The sequence below is a fragment of the Streptococcus sp. HMSC056C01 genome, assembly GCF_001811305.1.
Lineage (GTDB): Bacteria > Bacillota > Bacilli > Lactobacillales > Streptococcaceae > Streptococcus.
Genome location: NZ_KV804192.1, coordinates 248,715 through 272,831, shown reverse-complemented (window position 1 = coordinate 272,831; position 24,117 = coordinate 248,715). Strand labels below are relative to the sequence as shown.

7 protein-coding genes and 1 tRNA gene are annotated in these 24,117 nt (G+C 41.3%); 1 reads left to right on the top strand and 7 read right to left on the bottom strand.

The window, feature by feature from the left end; translation table 11 throughout:
* Positions 1-49 precede the first annotated feature (49 nt).
* The 6 genes from HMPREF2795_RS03765 to HMPREF2795_RS03740 all read right to left on the bottom strand — a co-directional run bounded on the left by HMPREF2795_RS03765 (position 50) and on the right by HMPREF2795_RS03740 (position 21,943).
* Entirely contained in the window at positions 50-8,404 is an 8,355-nt protein-coding gene (locus tag HMPREF2795_RS03765; protein ID WP_075228256.1) for an SIALI-17 repeat-containing surface protein, read from the bottom strand.
* 156 nt (positions 8,405-8,560) lie between these two features.
* A complete protein-coding gene (locus HMPREF2795_RS03760) occupies positions 8,561-15,592 on the bottom strand; it encodes a SpGH101 family endo-alpha-N-acetylgalactosaminidase (protein WP_083303343.1) in 7,032 nt (2,343 codons plus the stop codon).
* Between the two features lie 329 nt (positions 15,593-15,921).
* Positions 15,922-18,252 carry a DNA translocase FtsK gene (locus HMPREF2795_RS03755; RefSeq protein ID WP_075228255.1) on the bottom strand — a complete coding sequence of 777 codons (2,331 nt, stop codon included), beginning with the start codon at positions 18,250-18,252 and terminating at the stop codon, positions 15,922-15,924.
* A 90-nt stretch (positions 18,253-18,342) separates the two neighbouring features.
* Positions 18,343-20,298, bottom strand: coding sequence for a PTS fructose transporter subunit IIABC (locus HMPREF2795_RS03750; protein WP_075228254.1), 1,956 nt, complete (start codon positions 20,296-20,298; stop codon positions 18,343-18,345).
* Positions 20,295-21,206 carry a 1-phosphofructokinase gene (gene pfkB / locus HMPREF2795_RS03745; protein ID WP_075228253.1) on the bottom strand — a complete coding sequence of 304 codons (912 nt, stop codon included), beginning with the start codon at positions 21,204-21,206 and terminating at the stop codon, positions 20,295-20,297. The genes HMPREF2795_RS03750 and pfkB overlap by 4 nt, the downstream gene beginning before the upstream one ends.
* Entirely contained in the window at positions 21,203-21,943 is a 741-nt protein-coding gene (locus HMPREF2795_RS03740) for a DeoR/GlpR family DNA-binding transcription regulator (RefSeq protein WP_075228252.1), read from the bottom strand. Before HMPREF2795_RS03740 ends, pfkB begins: the two co-directional genes overlap by 4 nt.
* Before the next feature lie 161 nt (positions 21,944-22,104).
* Between HMPREF2795_RS03740 and HMPREF2795_RS03735 the strand changes: the two genes are divergently transcribed.
* Positions 22,105-22,192: transfer RNA gene (locus HMPREF2795_RS03735), tRNA-Ser, on the top strand.
* Between the two features lie 130 nt (positions 22,193-22,322).
* On the opposite strand, the gene HMPREF2795_RS03730 is transcribed toward HMPREF2795_RS03735, so the two are convergent.
* Positions 22,323-23,657, bottom strand: coding sequence for an Nramp family divalent metal transporter (locus tag HMPREF2795_RS03730; RefSeq protein WP_070459218.1), 1,335 nt, complete (start codon positions 23,655-23,657; stop codon positions 22,323-22,325).
* Positions 23,658-24,117: the final 460 nt, after the last annotated feature.

Here is a 24,117-nt window from a genome sequence, read left to right as displayed (position 1 = left end):
CTAGTTTGCTCTTTGATTTTCATTGAGTATTAGATGCTTTTACATCATCTTATTCGTCGTCTTTTTTCTTTCCCATAGCAAACATACCAAGAAGTGCACCTACAACACCAACGGCTGCAAGGCCAGCATTTTCTTTAGTACCTGTCTCTGGGAGCTTGTATGGATGACTTGCAGGTGCTTGGTAGGTCTTATCTTGTGACATAGCAAGAGCTACAAGAGACTGCTCATCTGTGTATGCTGGAGTTTCACGTGTAGTTGGGGCTGAACCATTCACACTTCCAGTAAATTCTGGAACTTCGTGAGTAGTTCCTTCTGATCCATTTACGTGACCAGTGAACTCTGGGACTTCATGGACAGCTGCTTCGACACCATTCACCCCACCAGTATATTCTGGGACTTCGTGGACAGCTGCTTCAGTGCCATTTACACCACCTGTGAATTCTGGGACTTCTACTACTGGTGCTGGAAGCTTGTCTGCTTCTGCCGTAGCTTCAGTATACTCTGGAACTTCATGGATAGCCGCTTCGACACCATTCACGCCGCCTGTGAATTCTGGGACTTCTACTACTGGTGCTGCTTCTTCACCTGCTGTGCCAATAGCTTCAGTATATTCTGGAACTTCATGAACAGCTGCTTCAACACCATTTACGCCACCAGTAAATTCTGGGACTTCTACTACTGGTGCTGCTTCATCACCCTTGCTTGTAGTTAAAGCTGGTTTCTCTGGTTCTTCTGGAAGCTCTTGGTGGAAGGTCGTCATTTCGTAAAACTCAGGTTTGCCACCTTCCCAAACAACTTTGACATCTAACAATGGCGCTTTTTCTCTCACTGCAAATGTTTGGAAGCTTGAGGTAATTTCACCTAGTTCTGACCAAGCATCTGCTTTATCTTCTTTCAGAGTACGAGCAAGCACACGAGCTTTCACTCCTTGAGGAATACTTGAAACAAGTCGGATATGGTTTGCGTCTGTTGGTTCTGACAAGTGGTAGACAAGCTCACCTTGTTCTTTCTCAGCCTTGTAGCTTGTCAATACTTTGCCATCTACAAGGTTAGTGTAAAGGTTGCCTTGGCTTTCACCGCTGTTTCCTTCTACAGTTGGGTCATTGATTGGTTTCACGAATTCGCCATCATTGATCACCAACTCAGTGAATCCTACAAAACGAGCATCATAGTCTGCTGTAAATAGAACACGGAGATAGTTAGCTTTAACTGGGCTTGAAAGTTCACCCTCGATATAGCGATTTCCTGGCATCTTAGAATCATGTGTCCAGCCATCTGTCAAGGAGTCATCACGTGTTTCATTAGCAACACCGTCACCAACTGTCACAACATCCGTCCAAGTCTTGCCATCTTGACTGACTTGAATCTTACCATCACGGAGATAGTTTTGAGTGCCGTCTTGGATGTAAGCTCTAATCTTCTTAATATCACGTTCGCTACCAAGTTTCAAGGTAATATGACCGTCTTTACGAGCATAGTCTGAGAACTCTACAAAGTTATTGTAGACACCGTCAAACAACTGATCCAAGTTCTTGATCTTACGAACGTCGTTTCTACCGTATGTTTGGTGGATTCCCATTGATGTAGAATCAAGTGTGGTTGGCTGAACTTCTTTTGTCTGAACAAGTAGAGAAGTTGCTGTCACTGCTTGTTCTTGGTCAGTCTTATTAACCAAACGAACATAACGTACCAAGGACTTATCAGTCACTTGATCAGCTGGATACCATTCTTGGGCATTTGGAGAGTATTCCAAGTTGAGAGATGGATTTTCTGTACCAAGTGCTTGAATGCTTTCAGCTTGGTGTAGACGATCAAGTTTCATACCCAAGTAGCTATGAGCTGGAAGCTTAGTTCCGCTTGGAATTTGAAGGTCATAACGGCCTAGGCTGTCATAAACTGGAGTTGACTTCAAGCTCTCAACGTTTGTATCAGTCAATTCGCTATTGCCTGCACGTGTTTCAACTGAGAAGTCAGCGATACGCCACCATAGGTTGATGTTCTTAGTATTGCGAACACGAACGTAGCGAGCTGAAATTGGAGTTTCGATTTCTTTTGTTTGTTCGCCAGTCAAGCGATCCAACTCTTGCCATGAGCTACCATCTGCAGAATATTCAAGAACACCTTCTGCCAATTTATCTCCTGATCCTTGAACCAAACGAACCTTAGTCACAGGTTTGACTTCACCCAAGTCAAGTTGTACCCAACCATTGACTGGAGTTGTGTCTGTTCTATCAGCATTTGCAAGCATGGCTTCAGTATTATCACGTCCGTCTGTAATCTGACCAACTGTTGTGTTGTACTTGTACATAAGATTTGGACTGATAGTCACAGTGGCTGACTGTTTAGCACGAGTAACTTCTACAGGGCGGTTAACAGCAATTTCTCGTACAGCAAACCAAGTATTTCCACGATCTGAAGTCGCAATCATACGAACAGCTTTGGCGTTGATGTTGAGGTTTTCAAATTTAAGCAGTGGTTCATTACCAGTGTAGCTTGGTTCTGAAAGGGTTACCCACTCATCATTTTCATTGAGATACTCAACTTTAGCGTTGTTGAAGGTATCACGAGGATTTGCTTGAGTTCCCATTGCAAAGGTCAAGTTTTGAACTGAAACAGCCTTATTAAATTTCAAGCCAATGTAGTCACCAGTTTGAATGCTATTTGGTGACTTGATAAGGGCATGTGTTCCTAAATCTCCGTCAGTCACTTCAGCAAGTCCACCTTCGACACCTGTACGGTTTGTGATAAAGGTACTAATGACTTGGTCAGGATGCAAGGCTTTTTGAACTTCTGTTGCGAGGATTTCACGAAGTCCAAGCAAGAATGGACGGATATGTTGAACACCCAACTCAGCTCTTTCATCATGGTCTACATAATGGAAGGTATAAGTTTGAGACTGTTCATAAAGTTTTAATCCCTTATAGTAACTATCCCAAAGTTTTGCAGAATCGTTCTTTTCGATAGCTTCTGTACCATCAAGGAGAGCACTCAATGCGTCCATTTGGTCAATGGTATTATCCAACCAGTAGTGGATTTGAGCACGCATCTTTTCATCACCAGATGCTTTATAAAGTTGAGCTGCTGCTTTTAGTTTAGCAAATTCTGCACGCAAGCCTTCACGCTCTGCACCGACATCTTGACCAGCTTTCAACTTAGACATAAAGGCATCCAATTTCGGTGCAAGTTCAACAGACTCTTCCAACTTCACAACACGACCATCCATGTTTTGGTTGATCATGTGTTTACCAAGTTCACGGAAGGCAAGAGATGTTTCACTATCTGTAAACTTACCGTTTTCAACAAAGTTGAAGGCGATGTCATTCACTCTCTTAGCTTCTTCTTCTGATTTCCATTGTTTCCATGCATATTGGGCTGCTGAGAAGAGGGCAATCTTAGAAGGCTCAGATTGTTGCATTGGGTTCAACATGATACCTGAAAGGAGACTTGGATCTACATTTGGATGAAGGAATTTCTCACCGCCACCCAAAATCAAGTGTTGTTTAGAGTTATCTGTAACAGGCCAGTTTACCCATAGAGAAACTGGTCGGTAGGTCTTACCTCCTGCAGTCAGGTTATTCTTAAGGTTAGAGAGGAAGCTTTCAGACACTTCACCCCAAATCTTACCACCAGTAAGGGTCATAGAAGTTGAAGTTGGAAGGTTTTCATTTAGAGATTTCAACTCATCTTCACGTCCATTACCCCAATATTGACCTGGAACGAAGATCATTTCCTTACGAAGACCAACATAAGTTGCTTGTTTTTCAGTCAACCAGTCTGTCATGTCCTTCATCAAGCGGTTGTAGCTATTGTAGCCACCAACTGGACTTGGAGCGTCATCAGCTAGGATACCGAACTCACGAACACCGACATCCATCAATTGAGTGAATTTAGCTTTAATTGTTTCAAGGTCTTTTTGGTAGTCAGCATCGTTGCCAAAACGGATACGGTTGTTCATGAATGGGTGAATGGTCCAAACATAACGAGTCTTGTTTTGGTTTCCGACACGCGCCAATTCACGGATTTCTGCTAATTTTTCTTCTGGATAAAGTTCACGCCATTTCTTGTTGTGGTATGGATCATCTTTTGGTGCAAAGAAGTATTGAGTCAACTTCAAGTCACCACCATAACGCATCAACTCAGCACGATCAGCATTGCTCCAAGGGTTACCATAGTATCCTTCGATAAAGCCACGGTTCTTAATTTCAGCGAAGTCTTCAACTGTTACATTACGCAAGACTGGAGCTTCACTTTCATTAAGCATGTGTTTGAGAGTTGTCAAACCGTAGAAGACAGCATCTGTATCCTTACCGACGATAGAGATTGTATTGTTCTTGATTGACAAGGCATAGGCATCAATCTTATCAAAGAGTCCTTGAGAAATGCCAGACACTTCTTTTTCAGCCTGTGAATTTTGACCATGAACCCCAAGGTAAATGTTGGTAGCACCTGCCACTGCTGTTTGACTGCTTGTGTATGAGATTTGATGATCTTGTAGGACACTCTTCAAGCGATTACGAGTATAGATATCTAATTGATCACCCATGACAAGATTGACTTGTTTATGGAGTTTCGTAACACCTTCATCGTAAGTTACTTTTTGTGGTGTTGGGAAGACCTTGTACTCTTTCTTGAGATAATCCTGACTTTGGGCTGCTGCGGCAACTGCTTCGTCACTTGTAGGTTTCGTAGCTACAAAGCTATCAGCAAGTTCAGTTGTACCATCGCCCATTTCCTCAACTTTAGGTTTTTCTGGTGTCACAGGTTTTTCTGGAGTTTCAGGTTTTTCTGGTGTCACAGGTTTCTCTGGACTAACTGGCTCTTCCACCTTGTTAGTAGAAACTGGTTTCAGAAGTTGAATTTCTGCAGCACTACCAAATCCTGCAGCACCAGCTAGAACTTTAAATTCTACCTTATCGGTTTCAATGGCATCAAAGTTAACTGTTTTCTCTTTGGCATTGTTTTCCCAATTTCCTGAAGCAACTTTAACCATTTGACCATCTTTTTGAGCATAGATTTCATAAGATGTCACAACACCGTTGCCTCCACCTGGACGTGGAAGATAAGTCAAACCATTAACTGTTTCAGCTGCTTTCAAGTTCATTGCCACTGTAAATGGAGCCTGATGACCAGACCATTTTGAATGCCAGAAGGTATTTGGATCATTGTCAAAGGCTTTTTCGACTGGACCTTCTGCATTGGTTCCTGGTAATTCTTGACTTGTTGCAGAAACTGTAAAATGATCATTTGGAATCAAACGTGGGTTTACAAATGCTTCATTTGACAACTCAGCACTATGCAAGATTCCTTTGAAGCCACCAATTGTTTCAAGTGGTAAGACTAAGCTATTATGAGCCAAACGTGGATTAGCTGGATTTGCAATCCGTTCAACCTTTTCACCGTCCACATAAACTTCAGTCACTTGAGGTTTGGTTACGACAGAAATTTGATAACGTTTGTTCTTTTCAAGTTTCTTGTTAAATTGAATATGGAATTGTTCAAAAGTATAGGCAAGGTAGCCATCTTTGTCCGCAAGATAGAGTTGATTGTTTCCGCTTGTTGAGAAGGTTTGCTCGCCATCACCAGTCACTGTCACATCCAATTTCAAGACATGACTTGGTCCAGCATCACCAACTAGGCCTTCGATAGTGCTATCTTTTTCGAAATTCAAACCTGCTTCAGTCTTCTGTACTTTCTTAGCAAGATAATCTTTGACAGTCTCAGGATTAATCTTGAACAAGTCTTCTTCAGCTACGGTCTTATCTGGATTAGATTGAGGTGCATAAACACTTGCTGGTTGAACACGTTCTGCATAGGTCTTGGCTGCACGGTCTGAACCCCAAGTGCGTTCTGCAGTTGATTGCATACTCTTGAAGAAGCGTTTAAAGATATCATAAGAAGTGAGTCCAGTTTCATGGAGGTCAATATTATCATTCCATACTGCATGACCACCACCAAGGATATTTGGATTAGAGGCTTCTAAGCGTGGTCCTCCACCTGTTGAGAAGTCATTTGGTGTCCAGCGATTGTATTGTGTTTCATAGTTTGCATAATCTCCATATCCACCTTGACTATTGCTACCACTTGGAACACTATAGGTTGGAATATCTGTGATATTGATAATCTTAGCACCTTGAGCAATTGCAGCCGCTGGACGTTGCCAACCAATACTCCAGATATCAACTTCTACATCTTTCCAATCTACAGGTGTAGTTCCTTGTTTGGCACTGAGGGAACCCCAAATACGCGGTGTCAAACCTTTGCCTTTGATGTACTGGATCATATCGTTGACATAGCGACGATAGCTTTCTGGATTTCCATAATATTCATCTGTACCGATATGAAGTGTAGATACGCCATGGAGAGGTGCGTCTTCACCATCGAGCAATTTATCATAGACTGATTTGACAAAAGCAAGAGTTTCTTCGTACTTGTTATCCAAATCTAGCATAGCCACACGCTCTACATTATGTTTTCTCGCACTAAGCTGACCTTTATACATCAAGTCTGGACGAACTTTAACAAATGAAAGGGCGTGACCTGGTGTGTCAATTTCAGGAACAAGATTGATATGTAAAGCTTTGGCCAACTTGATGATTTCTTGCATTTCTTCCTTAGTGTAATGCTCGTCAGATGTTAATTTTTCACCATTTTTACCAACAACATCAGTCTCTACACGGAAGCCTGTCTTAGCTTTTTTGAGGACATAGTCTAGTTCTTCATCTTGAGAAAGATTTTTACCAGCCAAGTGATCTTTTAAGAAGATATAGTTATCATTCAAGTGCAACTGAAGATCGTTCATCTTGTAGTAAGCCATGTTGAGCATGATGTCTACAAGCGTATCATAAGGAATAAACTTACGACCTGTGTCTAGCATAAAGCCACGGTGGCTAAAGCTTGGGAAGTCACGGATTTCTCCGTTTTGCAAATCATTTTCGCCCATTTGTAGAAGAGTACGAGTTGCGTAAAAGGCTCCTGCGTTGGTTGCAGCTTCTACAGTAATAACACCATCTTTTACAGTGATACCATAGCCTTCTTTACCATAACCCTTATCTTCAACCTTTTTAAATTCAATCCGTTTTTGAGCTGTTTGATCACCTGTAGCGATTTCTAGCCCACGACTTTCAAGGTCAGTCTGATAGAATTTAGCTTCTTGACCAAATCCAGAATCGCCAACTGAAATCACAGTATCAGCTGTAATAGAAGTTTTTCCTTCAGTTCCATACCATTGTTGAACTGCTGGAGCAACTGCTGGTTTAGTGCCAACGCCTTCGTCTGCATGTAAGCCTTTAATAAGGACTTCAAATTCTTTTGTGAAGGTATGAGTATCCTTGACTTGTTGGACCATGACCTTAACAGTTTGATCTGTTAAGGGTTTATAGATTTTGTTATTTAGGTCAACAACACCCTGTTTGTTGCTACCAATCAAGCTGACTTGACCTGGTAATTTAGGCAAGATAAGAGATTTTCCATCTTCAGCAACAGCTAATTCTGTCACTTGGCGAATATCTGTTGGTTTGCTAGCGTCTGGAATGTTTGAGTAGGCACGAATTTCTTGAATCCCAACATTTTTCCAATTCATTGTACCAGCTTGATAGTCTGTAATTTCAAGTTTAAGGTATTTGGCTTGGATAGCTTCTTTCAAGTCAATTTTTTCATCAAGAAGAGGATTCCCTGTTCTTTGATAAGCCAACTTCCATTCTTTAACTCCTGAACCATTCACATCATCCTGGCCGGCGTAATAGAGGTTCCATGACTTGATATTAGGATCATTTTGTTCACCACGAACGCGGCGGTCCCAATCAATCTCAACATGCTTAATCACTGTTGTCTTTTCAAGAGTAAATTCGATTGTTGGTTTCTCAACGTTTTGGTCAGTAGCCCAACGAGTATCAGGTTTTCCGTCAATCGCCTTTTCTGCTGTGTATTGTGTGTTGGCTTCATGGTTTGATGCTGTAGCAGAAGCTTTTTCTAAATGATTGACATCTGGTGTATCTACTACATCTTTAGTCGCAGGACTTGCAGCTGGTTTCGCTTCAGAAGCTGCTTCCTCTTTTGGATTTGTAGCTGGTTTTGAAGCTACTTCTTCCTTAGGAGCAGGAGTTTCAGTTGGTTTTGGAGTAGTTGTTTCAGCTGCAGTTGCCCCAGTTTCTGACCCTGCAGGTTGTTCATCTACAGTTCCAGCACTTGCTTCTGCTTTTTCAATAGCTGCTGCTATATCTGCTGGCAGTTTATCCAGAGGCTGAGCCTGTGTTACCGTACCTTCTGTCTCTGCAGGTCCTTCTGTTTCAGCAGCTTGAACCATACCAGTTCCAAAGATACTGGCACCAATCATAACAGAAGCTGCGCCGATTGTAAATTTACGTATACTGTAATGACACCGTTTCTCAAAAAAATGTTTTCCCATTTTTTCCTATTTCCTTTCATACGCTCACAAGGAGTAAGCGCTATCATTCCCCTTTAGAAAAAGAGAGGACCTAGAGGGTCCTCTCTGGGTTTTCTTTTTCTCCACTACAGTGATTGTGGAGTTTTAAGCTCTCTTTTATTGAAAACTTTTTATTTTTTAATCTTCTTTTCTCTTTGCAAGAAATAGAGCAGACATTGCTAGACTGAGGCTGGCAAGGAAGAAGAGATGATCTGACTTGCTAGTACCAGTTTCTGGAAGTTTATCCTTCGCTTCTTGTTTAGCTGCTACTTCCTTCATTTCTGGTTTAGCAGTATCATCTGATTTCTGATCGAGTTTTTGTACTGCTGCATCCTGTGGTTTATGATCCAGTTTCTCTGTTGATGGAGTCTGTACTTGACTTCCAGGTTCCTCAGTTAATGGAGTTTGTGGTTTATGACCTGGTTCTCCTACTGATGGCGTTTGTGGTTTAGAAACTTGTTTATAAACTACTGCAAAATGTCCTAGCTGACTAGTTGTAAACTCAACTGTACCTTGACCATTTGTAAAGCTTACTGCCTCACCTGATGCAGTGTAGTATACTCCAGCTACTTCACTAGAAACTGGAAGTCGAACAAGCACTACACCCTTCGCTTGAACCTCATGCTTATCTTTATCAACTAAATGAAGAGCATAAGCATCAAATTTCACACCTTGTAGACTTTGGTCTGTTACTTTTTGAACTTTAAGATTAAGATCTGTAGCCAAATCTCTTGCTAGTCCTGCAACTACAACTCCTGTAGTCTTATCTGACAAGACACGAACACCTTCAGTTGGTTTTTCTACAGTAGGTGCGGCTTGATCACCTGCTGTTCCAATCGCACCTGTATACTCTGGTACTTCATGGACAGCGGCTTCAGCTCCATTTACACCTCCAGTAAATTCTGGTACTTCGTGGATAGCTACTTCATTTCCTGCGGTTCCCTCAACTTCATTGTATTCTGGAACTTCATGAACAGCGGCTTCAGCTGCATTCACACCTCCAGTAAACTCTGGTACTTCATGGATTGCGGCTTCAACACCATTTACACCACCTGTGAATTCTGGAAGGTCAACAACTGGCGCAGCTTCGTCACCCTTGCTTGAAGTTGGAGCTTCAGGTTTAGGTTCTGGAGTTGGTTCTGGATCTGGAGTTGGAGTAGGTGTTTGGTCTTTCAATTGGTCGAGATAATTTGCAAAGAATTCAAGCATTCTATTTGTTAAGAGATGATTATCTGTTGCAAATTTCATGCTGGCAACAACACTTGCTACTTCCTCTTGATTACTTTTATCAGTCAATTTTTGAGCTTTTGCCAAGGCTGCTTCATAGGCTGTAGTGTCAAGACCAGTTTCAGCAACCTGTGGACGAGCGAAGATCAATTCTGCAGCTGATTGATATTGGTTTTCTGTATCACCGTAGGTTCTTGTTCCAGTTAGAACAATCTTTTTAGCCTTGATAGTCTTACCAAAGTCAATATCTTTTGGTTTATTATTGTTAGCCCAATTGGTTGCATTGAAGGTATGTTCCTTACCTGTTTCATCAGTAACCACAAGAGTGACATCTCTCAAGTTACCATTTGATCCTGAACCACGTGGAACGTAACGGAAGCCAGTAATTTCAGTTGGTTCCTTCAAGACCATAGTTGCAGGTTTACCAACATCTCCTCCGCTCCATGATGTATGCCATAGGCTAGAAACGTTGCCATCAAAGGCATTTTCAAGACCTTCACCAGCCTGAGCAGGAGCTGTAAGACTTGCAAAGTCATCTGCTACAAGAGCTGTTTTCTTCATCACTAAAGCGTCTTTAAGAGCATTGACCTTAGCAATTTCAGACTTAGCTTCTTCTACACTGATATCATCATCTGCTTGACTGAGGTTGAAGACAGCTTCTTTCAAAGCATCCATTGTTTCTTTAGTGTAGTTAGTCATCGCAACAGTTGGAAGATAGTTCTTGACAGCATTTTCTGTCATCATCTTACCAGTCAAGACAATTTCTTCGATTTGAAGTCTGTCCATGATGAAGTCATTGTAGCCACGGAAGTTAGCATTACCACCTGAGTCTCCGCGAGTGTTGCTTGCATTGCCTGTAGAGTAGATACCTACCCATGTATCGCCAGTTTCCGCACCTGTTACTAGGAAGGTTGCACGTTTCGCTTTCTTAGAATCTGTCCAAGTATTTGGCAATTCATGCATTTCCAAATTACTTGCTTGTCCAGATTGGAATTCTCCCTTACCGACTACAAAGGCGTAAGTATTGTCAGATCCAGCTTCATAGTCAAATGTAATACGGTAGGTCTTGCCTGCTTCAAAGCGGAAGTTTTGTGGAATTGTTTGGTAAACCAAGTTACGACGACTTACAAGTCCATTTGTCTTGAGTGACCAATTTCCTTCGATAACGTCATCAACTTTCTTGCCATTCCAATCACGTTGTGTGTATGGTCCATGTTTTTCAGACAAGTGAGTACGGTTGTCTTCAACGCCTTCGATACCACCGATGACAAATGGGAAGATACCTTGTCCGACATTTTCAAAGTCTTGTTTGAAGACGCCTGTTGCAGTATCGTGACCGTCACCGTACATATTTGATTCATTTTCAAAGGTACGAATTTCATCGAAGTAAGTTGCTTCATCGCCTGCTTCACGACTCAAGGTCAAGGTTACATTTGATACATCTGAACCTGTTGTGAAGAAAGCATACATGTTTTGGAAATAACTTGTGTTATCAACTGTTGCATTGCTTCGACGAGTATTGTGAGCATAGGCTTTTACATAGTTGAGGGCGAGTGACTTGTTGGTGTAGTTGGTTACTTCTTTTTCACCAGTATTAACGGTAATACTTGCTTTAGCATTACTACGGTTGTCTACACCGACATAGACTGCATATTTAGTATTTGGCTTCAAGCCAGTCAATTTTTGAGTGAGACTAACTTTTTCTTTGTTGCCTTGGATGCGGAGCATTTGGTTTGCACCTTGAGACTTCACGATTTCAGCCTTAGAAGCATCTCCCGAAATCTTCCAATGATCCAAAGATTCACTGTTAAATCCTTGGTCATAGATATGCATTCCTTCACTCCATGACATTTCAGGATTTGTTTGTTTAGAACGATAGAGAACATATGGCTGATTTGCAGTGAGGTCAAGGGTAATCTTACCATCTTTCACGGCAACTTCTTTTTCCTCAGTTTTACCTTGGTCAGTTAGCTTATAAAGGTAAACCTTACCATTTGCCCAGTCGCTAGGAAGTGTCCAAGTTGTTGCACCTGCTTCAGTATTGAAGTAGTACATTTTTTCCTTGTCACTTTCAAGCTTATTACCATTTGCATCCCAGTTCCAAGGTGTCAAGTAGGCTGAACCATCTTGAATCACACGATCGTTAAGCGTAACAATTCGTTCACGATATTGTGGACTGTTGACATCATTAGATTTACGAGTTACAACAACCTTGTTATTTGCAGCATCGACCAACTCGACTTTCATTTCTGGAGTCCATTTATAGGTACTACCATTGTCAGTCATGGTTACTGGTTTGCCATCTTCCCATTTGCTTACTGTGAAGTGTTGGAAGTACTTAGTCATAACGTCATGAGCAAACAAGTTTGTTACATAACCGTTATAGTCACTTCGTCCTTGCCATCCTTCAAAGTCCTTCATGCTATAACCGCCTAGAAGTGGGTAGTCAGCTGCACCACCATAACTTCTGTAGTCACCAACCCAAGAATCTTTTTGGTGGTTACGGATAAAGCGAGTGATGGCACTGTTAATACCTTTATTTGTATAGCCACCGTAGGTCAAGTCAGCTGCCCAGTGTTGGAAGGTAGAATCATATTCACCACCATGGCCCCACTCAATAGCAAAGCGCCAACCTTGTTTGTTAATTTCTTTCGCAATAACGTGAGTTGCCCAGGCACCGTTGTCACCTGATTGACCGTTACCCCATACGTCGACGTAGATGAAGTCTAGACCTTCACCCAACTCTTTCTTCAACTCTTCCCAACGAGCTAGACGCCCATGAGCGAGGTCATAACCAGCATCAATGTTGATACCTTGGTCAAGCCAGTTCCAACCGTAGCTATAGCTACCATCTGCATTTTTACGAAGAATATCTTCATTAAAGTATTTAGACTCTGGATAAGTTTCTGAAGCGTTGACGTGGATACCGAGGTGGGCACCATATTTCTTAGCTTTCTCAATAAGAGTCTTAAAGTCTTCAACACCACCGATACGTTTACCGATGTCCGCATAGTTCAAGTGTCCAGAGTCATGTCCTTCACTTCCGTATCCCTTAAGCAGTACACCTTGGCCAAGACCATCGGTATGGAGGTTGATCTTCTTGATACCATCCAAGGTCATGAGGAATGGGTTTTGCGCTTGTGAACCAAAGTTCATAGCGATACGGTAAGCAGTAATGTCTTTAACTTTTTCCCAACCTTGAGGGTTGTTCATGATGCTACGGTAAGCAATCGCACCATCTTGCCAGTCAACCTTATGGTCAGCATTGGCATCTTCAGTGATGACAACTTTTGCACTTGGAAGTTCTTGAGTGTATGCTGGGAAGACAACTCCATTGTGCGCTTTTTCCCATTGCCATTCAGAGCTATGAATTTCCACGTAGTTAGCATTGCCAATCGTATTCTTATAAGCTGTCAAACGTGTCCAGTCGTAAGAACCACCACCGTAGCTATTTTGTGAGTTACTCCATACACCTGCTGCAAGTTTGTCTGTTGAAACAAATCCGTACATGTAGCCTTTGGCTAATTCTTTCATTGGATTTGTTACTTCGATATGGTCATCACCACTGACGTGAGTATTGTTTGACATGGTTGCCCCATCAAACTTAGCTCCCGCTTGGTCGCTTGAAACAGATACCAAGGCATTTCCTAGGAAGCTGATTGAAGAAAGTAATTTACGTTCGTCATCAATCTTTTGTCCTGGTGTAACTTGGTTATGGTTGACAATCTTAGTCACATCAAAGTGAAGTTGGTTGTCCACCACTTGCAAACGAACTGTCATATCTGCATTGATGAGGTTTTCCTCATCACGGAGTTTCATTTCATACTCGGCAGTCGTTGCATTGACCTTCTTATAGGTAACTTCAGGAGTCACAGCGTGTTTATTAATCACAACTTGATTAATCGGTTGCACTTGACCTGGAAGCTTGTTGCCATTGAGGACGTACTCTTTAATACGTGGGAAGGCTTGGTCGATGACTGCTTTCAATACTGTAGATTCGATAGTGTCGTATTTGACATTGCTATCATCTACTGTGTCGCCCTTTTCTTTTTCAGCGGCTTCTTGATCGTTTTTCACACCTTCTTGATCATCAGTTTTGACATTGACAATGGTACGTTCGCTGCTGTTATAGGTTCCAGCTTTAAGAACGATTTTCTTCTCATCTTTGAGTTTGTCATTAACTGCAGATGGCAAGGTAACTGTGTCAAAGAGTTTGACATCGTTGTTAGTTGCATTGAGCTGTCCATCTGATTTAAGGCTGATGGTCAAGTGGTTCTCAGAACCATTTACTGGAGCTGCAACACGTCCACCTTGGTACCAAAGTCCACTTCCATTTGACTTGTATTCCCAGAACCATCCACCTTGGTCGTAACCTACAAAAACATTGTTATCAGTGTCTTTGAATTTCATGAAGACACCGAAGCGAGATTTACCTGTTTCAGATTCTTCTTTAAAGGTCAAATCAACAGTGGCATTTCCATTAGCATCGACTGTCAAACCATCTTTTTCAAACAAGGCTGGTTTCTTACCATTGTCATTTTGAGCAGTTGAAGCTAGTTGGTTGTAACGAACTCCATTTTCTTCACGGATTGTTACTGTTCCCTGTTGGTCTTTATTTTCAACTGTTTTCCATTCTGGAGTAACTTCTTTTGATTCAGTCGGTTTATTCTCAGCTGGTTTATTCTCAGCTGGCTTGTTTTCAGCAGGTTTATTTTCTGCTGGCTTGTTCTCAGCCGGCTTGTTTTCAGCAGGTTTATTTTCTGCTGGTGTTTCTGCTTTTGGCTTATCTTCCTTAGGTTTATCCTCTTTTGGTTTTTCTTCCTTGTCCTCAACTTGTTTATCGAGAGCATCTAGACCAGCTGGTTTCGTTGTTTCAATACCCTTGATGTAGTTTTGAATCCACTCTAGCTGAGCAGGTGAGAAGAGAATACCTCCACTACGTTTACCAGATACACCATTTTGGTGAATACCAATCAATTTCCCATTTTCATCGAAAATACCGCCACCACTAGCACCTGGTTCACTTCCTTGATAGCTAATGCCACGAACACCTTCTCCGTGATTATTAATATCCTCAACAGTTGTATTCAAAATTGGATCAAGTTCTCCTTTTGGATATCCAAATACGTGAACCTTATCTCCTACCTTAGTTGTTGCAGGCTTGTCAGTCACTTCAACTGGTGCATTTGCAAGAGGTGTACGAAGCTTAACGATTGCCAAGTCATTTTTATATCCTTTGAGGAATCCTTCACGGTCCCAGTGTTTTACATCATTTTTACTGAATTTGACGTCTGGAGCGCCTTGGTAAGAAATTGTATAAACATCGTCATCACTTTCAACATTATCAGCTACCTTACGATTATTGCCATCTGGAACATCTTTGATAAAGTTATGAGAAACAGACAAAACGAGATTTTCCCCGATAACAATACCACTACCGAGCCCAGCAGAGCTTTTAATTTCGACAGTTGCACCGTAGTTTAATACCCCATTTTTTGTTTTAGCTACTTCTTCTGGAACTAAGCTTTTATCTTCTTTTTCTAGTTCTTCTTTTGAGGCAGTGCGGCCATTTTCTTCAGCCTTATCAAGTTTTCCACGTAGTTCTTCAGGAAGAGTATCTGAAGCTGCTGAGCTTGTTGCAGTTGCAGTTTCTTTTTCTTTTGCCAGCAATTCTTCTTCAGTCTTTGGTCCTTCAGTTACTTCAGGAGAACCTTGGTCTTCACCAGGTTTTGGTGCTTCAAAGTCATGCCCATCATCCTCTTTAGCATTGGCAAGAGCTGTCGCCAAATCAGCTGGCATGGTCGCTGTTGAACCTGTTTGTGCAGAATCTGCGAGAACAGTGCTAGTTCCAAAGAAAGCTGCACCAATCATAACAGAAGCAACCCCTAATGAAAATTTCCGAATACTATATTTGCAACGTTTTTCAAATAATCCTTTATCCATCGGTTTTTTGTTCCTTTCAGTTTACCAGGTAAGCGTTTGCATTTTATTTTTAAAAAATATCCTCCTCAATTTTTAAACACTACTGGATAAACATATAATTTTTTCTATACCAATTTAATATATCAAAAACAGTTTAAAAAATCAATAGTTTAATAGGTAAAACTAGTAAAAGTAAAATCCGATTATTAGGCAAGTCTGAAACGATTTTCAGATGGCCTTATTTCTAAAGAAATCGCTATAAAAAAGGAAACTTCATCGTAAAAGTTAGACCATTTTTGACTAACTTTTCAATAAAGTTTCCATGCATTTTTATACTATTTTTACGTTTTTTATTGTTGTAAAACCTTTCGTGGCTTCGTTCCTTCTGCTGGACCAATAACCCCAGCCATCTCTAATTCTTCCATCAAGCGAGTTGCTCGGTTAAAACCAACTGATAATCTACGTTGAATCATGGATGCGCTCGCTTTTTGAGTTTCAATGACCAGAGCCTTAGCTTCTTCAAATAGCGGATCTCCACCTTCATCTCCTGTGCCAGACTCACCTTCTGTCTCAGAAACCTCTCCGGGATCAAAGCTTTCATCATAATCGGCATCTGCTTGAGCCTTGATAAAGCTAACAATACGTTCCACATCATCATCCGAGATAAAGGAGCCTTGCAAGCGTACAGGGTGATTTTCATCGATTGGTTTGAAGAGCATATCCCCTCGACCAAGCAATTTCTCCGCGCCATTTTCATCCAAAATCGTACGTGAATCCGTTCCAGAAGATACAGCAAAGGCTACACGAGACGGTACATTGGCCTTAATCAAACCAGAAATAACATCCACCGACGGACGCTGGGTCGCGAGGATCATATGAATACCAGCTGCACGCGCCTTCTGTCCTAGACGGATAATGGCATCTTCTACTTCCTTGCTAGCCACCATCATGAGGTCAGCTAACTCATCAACAATCACGACAATTAAAGGTAGAGGTACTTGCTTGTATTCAGACTGGGCATTGAATTCCTCAACTTTAGCATTGAAACCAGCAATATTACGAACCCCAATTTTGGCAAAGAGTTCATAACGGTTTTCCATCTCATCTACGACTTTTTGAAGGGCCTTGCTGGCCTTACGAGGGTTAGTCACGACCGGAATCAAGAGGTGAGGAATATCATTATAGACTGACAACTCAACCATCTTCGGATCCACCATCATAAACTTGACTTGGTCTGGACGTGCCTTCATGAGAATACTTGCAATGATACCATTGACTGCAACAGATTTACCAGAACCTGTCGAACCAGCCACAAGTAAGTGAGGCATTTTAGCCAGGTCGAAACTGCGAGCTGTACCATTGACGGCTTTGCCAAGGGGAATTTCTAGCAGATTTTCAGGTTTAGTTTGCGATTGTTCCCAGAGTTCTCGGAAAGATACGGTCGCAATTTCAGAGTTAGGCACTTCAATCCCGACCAAGGATTTCCCTGGAATTGGAGCTTCGATACGGACATCTTTCGCAGCCAAGGCCAGAGCCAAGTCATCTGCTAGATTGGAAATGCGATTGACCCGCACACCAACAGCTGGCTTTACTTCGTACTTGGTAACTGATGGACCGATTTCAGCACGTTCAACCGTTACCTTGATACCGAAACTCGCAAAGGTTTCTTCCAAAATTTTGATATTTTCTCGAACGATTTTCTTTTCTTTTGACTGATCTTTTGGTTTATCGGGTGCAAAGAGTTGCAAGCTTGGAAGTTTGTATTCCAAGGCTTTTTTAGCAGAAAAATCTACCTCAACATCCTCATCATCTAAGAACTCAGCTTCCTCTGGAATATCAACTTCGCTAGGAACTTCATAGTCTGCTTGCGGGAGAATAATTTCAGGTTCTATCCATTCTTCCTCTGGAAGGGGTGGTAAATCATCAAAGTGAACAGGGGGAGCTTCTAAAATCTCGCCAGTTTCCATATCAACAGGAGGTATGTCCAACAAGGTTTGCTCTGCTTGTTCTTTTTCTAGTTTTTCCTGCTCCTCTGCTTCCTTACGCGCTTTTTCCTCTTCCCGTTTGATGAAGCGTTCTTGTTTCTTCAGCTCGCGTCGCTCCATCCAAAGCGAAAAACGTGCTCCAAGAAAATCAGCAACGTCATAGACAGACCAGGGACTGACTAGAAGAGCACCAATCAAGATTAAGATGGCTCCGATAAAGTAAGTACCAATATTTGAAAAGAGAAAAGCTACTGGAATGTAGAGAGCAACACCTAGCAGCCCTCCTCCAGCAAAGCTAGTCACACGAAAGCCTGTCAAATCTGTCAAAACTTGGGCTAAAGTTCCCTTAAAGACAGACTGCTCTAAGCCATATTTCCATACAAGATAAGCTTCAAAAATCAGCAATAAGCCTGAAAAAATGCAAAGAAAACCTGAGATCAGACCTTCTTGCTTCCGAATCCATTTGAAGAGAAAAAGATAGACTAGGACGACAAAAATGACCAGATAGGCCAGACTTCCTACTAATAGACGAATGAGATTATAGAGGGTGAGACCCACTGCTCCTAATCTCAGAGCAGCGAACATTAAGCAAAAAGCTATGACTAAGGAAATTAACATCCGTTGGATAGCTTGCTTTCTTTCTAATTCAGCTTTTGACGGTCTCCGTCTTGTTTTACTTGTATTTTTGTTTGCCATGCTTCTATTATACCATATTTCAGAAACATCTAGAACAATCAAAAAAATGACTGCCCACTTTCGTGTTCAGTCATTTGAATGTATTTGTAATTATTTTTCTAATGGTTTACGAAGGTAACCATAAACTACACCACTTACGATTGCTCCTACCAAGACAAAGACAAGGTAAAGAAGGGCATTTGTTGTAAGGGCGATAACGAAGATTCCTCCGTGAGGTGCCATAAGTTTGATACCTGCAAGACCAACAAGTCCACCTGCCACTGCTGAACCAAGGATAAAGCTTGGGATAGCACGAGCTGGATCAGCCGCACCAAATGGAATCGCTCCTTCAGTGATGAATGACAAGCCCATAACGATGTTAGTCAAACCTGAGTTGCGTTCTTCTTTTGTGAATTTATCTTTAAAGAGAAGAGTTGCGACAAAGATTGCAAGTGGTGGAACCATTCCTCCAGCCATAACCGCTGCCATGGCTACTGAACCACCTGTTGACACTGTTGCTGCAAGAGTACCAGTACCAAAGACATAAGCTGCTTTATTGACAGGTCCACCCATATCGACAGCCATCATTCCTCCAAGAACGATACCAAGAAGGACAGCTGAACCGCCTCCAAGACCGCCAAGGAAGTCGTTCATAGCAGTGTTGATTGCTGCCATTGGGATGTTAACAGCTAGCATGACAAATCCTGTCAAGACTGTTCCAAGAAGTGGCAAGAGAAGGATTGATTTAGCACCTTCAAGTGAACGTGGAACCTTCACGTATTTCTTAACCAAGAGCACCAAAGCACCAGCGATAAATCCACCAACAAGGGCTCCTAGGAAACCTGATGATACACCTGCAAGGGCTGAAGTTGCTTCACCACCTTGAGCGTAAGGGATTTTACCAAAGGCAAAACCTTCTTTGGCAATAGCTCCAGCAACGAAACCTGCTACCAAACCTGGTTTTTCAGCGATTGAGTAAGCAACATATCCTGCAAATACTGGAAGCATCAAACCAAAGGCTGCGCCTCCGATTTTCATGAACATAGAAGCGAGTTCATGGTAAGAACCAAGATTTCCAAGGCTATCATTCGGCACACCCATAGCACCATCAATCAAGAAGGCAAGGGCAATCATGATACCACCACCGATAACGAATGGCAACATTTGAGATACACCACTCATCAAGTGTTTGTAGAAGGCACCACCGATACTTTGTTTTTCATTAGATGCTGTTGTAGCTTTTGCTCCATTAGCAGCGTGATAAACTTCAGCATTCCCAGAAAGAGCCAAGTTGATTAACTCTTCTGTCTTGCGGATACCGTCAGCTACTGGACGATTTACCAATGGTTTACCATCGAAACGATCCATATCAACTGCTTTATCTGCAGCGATAATTACAGCTTTAGCCTTGCGGATATCTTCTGCTGTCAATTGGTTACCAACACCGCTGGCACCATTAGTTTCAACCTTGATACCAACACCCATTTCAGCAGCCACTTTTTGAAGAGCTTCTTGAGCCATATAAGTGTGGGCAATTCCTGTTGTACAAGCAGTTACAGCAACGATAAAGTCATCAGAACCATTTGCAGGTGTTTGAACTGGTTCCTCAGCTTTCTCTGAAGCTTGATCAAAGAGTTCAATAACTTGATCAGGTGATGTAACTTGACGAAGTTTGTCAGCAAAACCGTCTTTCATTAAGTATTGAGATAATTCTGCCAAGGCCGCCAAGTGAGTATCATTGGCACCTTCTGGAGCAGCAATCATAAAGAAGAGGTCAGTTGGTTGTCCATCTAAACTTTCATAGTCAACACCCTTGTTTGACTTAGCAAAGAGAACTGTTGCTTCTTTAACAGCAGCATTTTTGCTGTGTGGCATAGCGATACCATCACCCAAGCCTGTAGAAGTCAAAGCTTCACGCGCTAAGATTCCTTCTTTAAAAGTTTCAAAATCTGTCACGTATCCGTGTTCTACCAAGCTATGAATCATTTCTTCGATAGCTGCTGTTTTTTCAGTTGCTTGCAAATCAAGCAACATGACATCTTTTCTCAATAAATCCTGAATTTTCATCTTTTTTCTACCTCAACTTTTTCATAAGTTTCTTTAATAAATGCTGCAGTTGCCAAGTCATCAGAGAAGGTAGTTGCTGTTCCACAAGCCACACCCCATTTGAAGGCTTCTACTGCGTCTTTTGATTTTACAAACTCACCAGTAAATCCAGCAACCATTGAGTCACCAGCTCCCACTGAGTTTTTCACTGTTCCCTTGATTGGCTTAGCAAAGTAGGCTCCCTCGGATGTTACCAGAAGGGCACCATCACCAGCCATAGAGATGATAACATTTTGTGCACCTTTAGCCAGCAACTCTCGAGCGTATTTTTCAATCTCATCTAAGCTTTCGAGCTTCACTCCAAAGATAGCTCCAAGTTCATGATTATTTGGTTTGACCAAAAGTGGTTGATAATCCAAACTATCAATCAAAGTCTGACCTTCAAAATCACACACAACTTGTGCGCCCGTCTGACGGGTCAAGGCAATCAAATCCTTATAGATAACATTGCCTAAGTTTTTAGCACTCGATCCCGCAAATACAACTGTATCCTCTGCTGTTAGACTTGAAAGGATAGCTTTCAACTCCTCCAGTTGATCTGCTTCAACAGTAGGACCAGTCCCATTGATTTCGGTTTCTTGGTCTGCTTTGATTTTAACGTTGATACGCGTATCTTCTTCAACTTGCACAAATCGCGTTTCAATTTGTTCCTCAGCTAAAGTATCTGTGATAAATTTACCTGTAAAGCCTCCGATAAATCCAGTCGCTGTATTTGGAATGTCTAGACGTTTCAAGACGCGACTGACATTAATTCCCTTACCACCAGCAAACTTATCATCACTATCCATACGATTAACACTACCAACTTCTACTTTATCCAAACGGACAATGTAGTCAATAGATGGATTGAGCGTGACTGTATAAATCATACTTCTATTACCTCCGTTTTTTCTTTGATAGCTGGCAAGAGCTCATGACCCTTGCTAGTAATGACTATAGCTCGTTTTAGAGGGGCAACCTTAGCAAAACTAGACTGGCCAATCTTAGATGAATCTGCCAAGACATAGGTTTGTTTGGCATTTTCTAAGATAGCTCGCTTAACCGCTCCTTCTTCCATATCCGGAGTTGTATAATAACCTTCATCTACCCCGTTCATTCCGATAAAGGCACGATCAAAGTGCAGTTGATTAATCTGGTTAAGCGCTACTCCTCCGATACTGGCATCTGTTGTCATTTTAACACCACCACCGATAATCACCGTTGGGATTTGCTTATCCACTAATTGTACTGCATGGTGAATGGAGTTAGTCACAACAGTAATGTCTTTTCGCTCCAATTCCTTAATGAGAAAGGCTGTTGTACTTCCTGCATCCACAAAGATAACATCTTTTTCTTTGATGAGGGAAGCTGCTTTTTGCGCAATCAACTTTTTCTCTTGAAGGTTTTTGACAGATTTCTCTTGAATAGTTTCTTCTTCTTGCAAGGAGTGAGGCAACTCTGCTCCCCCGTGTACCCGACGAAGTTTATTTTCAGACTCCAATTCATCTAAATCACGTCTAACTGTTGATTCTGAAGTATCTAGCAAGCCTACTAATTTCTCTAGAGAAACGACTTTATGTTTGCCCAGCTCCTCTAAAATCAATTTTTTTCTCTCGGTTTTTAGCACTTACTCACCTCCTGTTAACGATTACAATAATCATTCTATCACAAAAAATAACAAAGTCAAGCACTTTTTGTCACTTTCTTTCACTTTCTATCATTTTGCCAATTGTTTGAATTTTATTTGCAAGATAATTCCCTTTATGATAAACTATTTTAGTAGGTATTGGAAGATTACTCAAGAGGCTTAAGAGGCCGTGTTGGAAACGCGGTAGGCGTGTGAAAGCGTGCGTGGGTTCGAATCCCATGTCTTCCGTTGCTATAGTGTAGCTGCATCTTGATGCAGCTTTTTATAATGGATTTTCGTCTATCAAAGATTTGAATTGCAAAAAATCACCCGAGAATTAACTCTCGGGTGATTTTTTTCTACTTCATGTTAAAAGATCTTAAAAAATATCAAATAGCAATTTCACATTGAGAACTGTTAAGATAATGGAAACAATATAACCAAGGATGGTATTCCATTTAGCATTGGTAAATTCGCCCATTAGTGACTTCTTAGAAGTTAGATAAATCAAGGGGAAGATTGAAAATGGAAGAGCGATAGAAAGAAAGACCTGTGAATAAACCAATAACTGATCCAAGGTTTTTTCTTGATGACCGAACAGAACCGCTACTATCATAACAGGTAGCAAGGCAAAGAGGCGTGTCGCCAAACGAATAAACCATTGTGGCAATCTCATATGCAAGAAACCTTCCATAACGATTTGTCCAGTCAAAGTACCCGTGATAGTCGAATTCTGACCACTGGCTAATAGGGCCAAGGCAAACAAGGTTGATAAGGTTGAGCTAGCTATAGCTCCCGCAATGGTTGAATCCTGTAAGGCATTATACATTTGAGAGAAAGCAGAAATCTCAGATGCATGTCCGAAAAAGAGAGCCGCCCCTAATATCAAAAGAAGGGAGTTAACCACAAAGGCCAAGGATAACTGGAGATTTGAATCCCAAGTCATAAAGCGCACGGCTTTTCGAACATCATTCTTGTCCTTGTGATTGACTTTCCGAGTCTGAGACAAGGAAGAATGCAAATAGAGGTTATGGGGCATAACAGTCGCACCCACAATCCCCAGCGCCAAAGTTAATTGACTTTCATGCCCAGGCATAGGACTTTCAAATAAAGTTGCATTTGGTAGATAACCTTCAACGATTCCTTGGAAGCTTGGATGTGACAAAGCTACTAGATAGGTAAAGATTGCTAGAATCGTTAAAATCAGCGTTGTCACGATAGCTTCAATCTTCTTAAAGCCAAATTTCATCAGAAGCAATAAGAGAAAAACATCCAACACGGTCAAGAGAATTGCTATCATAATCGGAATCTTAAAGAGAAGATTGAGAGCAATCGCTGAACCTAGAACTTCTGCCAGATCTGTCGCCATCAAGGCTAATTCTAAAATCACCCATAGACTATAACGAAGCCATTTAGGTGAATGATGAGCCGTTGCTTGAGCCAGGTCCATCTGGGTTACAATACCAAGCTTTCCTGCCATCTGCTGAAGTTGCATGGCAATGAGAGATGAAACCAAGATAACAAACAAGAGACTATACTTATAGGAAGCACCACCGACTACACTGGTAATCCAGTTTCCTGGATCCATATAACCAACTGCGACAAGAGCACCCGGACCTAAAAAGGCCTTTAAATTTTGCCAGAAATGATTGTTATTTGGAGTATCGATAGATTGATTAATCTCAGAGAGTGACACTTTTTTATGAGAAGACATAGATACTTACCTCTTTCTAAACCTACTTTTTCATTATTTTCTATTAGAGAAAAATAAGATTGACTTTAAACTATTAAAACAATGAAAACTATATGAAAAACATTTAGTTTTTTCATTATTTTTCTTAAGGCACCTTAATATTTTTCTTAAGGCACCTTAATTATAACACAAAAAATGAAAACTATATGAAAAACATTTAGTTTTTTCATTATTTTTCTTAAGGCACCTTAATTATAAAAAATATGATAAAAACTTAAGAAAATTCAACAAAATTTTAGGGAAAGTCAGAATAAGTCTACTCATTAACGATAATGATAAATCTATTGATAAACTTTGACATTTAATAGTGAACTGTAACTATTATTTCTAACTCGATTTCTCTATAAAAGAGTAAAAACCAGCGCCTTAAGACGCTGGACAAAAAGCTACTTATACTCAATGAAAATCAAAGAGCAAACTA

Coding starts and splice junctions, on each gene's coding strand:
- HMPREF2795_RS03765 (WP_075228256.1), bottom strand. CDS start 8,404: ATGGGAAAACATTTTTTTGAGAAACGGTGTCATTACAGTATACGTAAA.
- pfkB (WP_075228253.1), bottom strand. CDS start 21,206: ATGATTTATACAGTCACGCTCAATCCATCTATTGACTACATTGTCCGT.
- HMPREF2795_RS03730 (WP_070459218.1), bottom strand. CDS start 23,657: ATGTCTTCTCATAAAAAAGTGTCACTCTCTGAGATTAATCAATCTATC.
- HMPREF2795_RS03760 (WP_083303343.1), bottom strand. CDS start 15,592: ATGGATAAAGGATTATTTGAAAAACGTTGCAAATATAGTATTCGGAAA.
- HMPREF2795_RS03750 (WP_075228254.1), bottom strand. CDS start 20,298: ATGAAAATTCAGGATTTATTGAGAAAAGATGTCATGTTGCTTGATTTG.
- HMPREF2795_RS03755 (WP_075228255.1), bottom strand. CDS start 18,252: ATGGCAAACAAAAATACAAGTAAAACAAGACGGAGACCGTCAAAAGCT.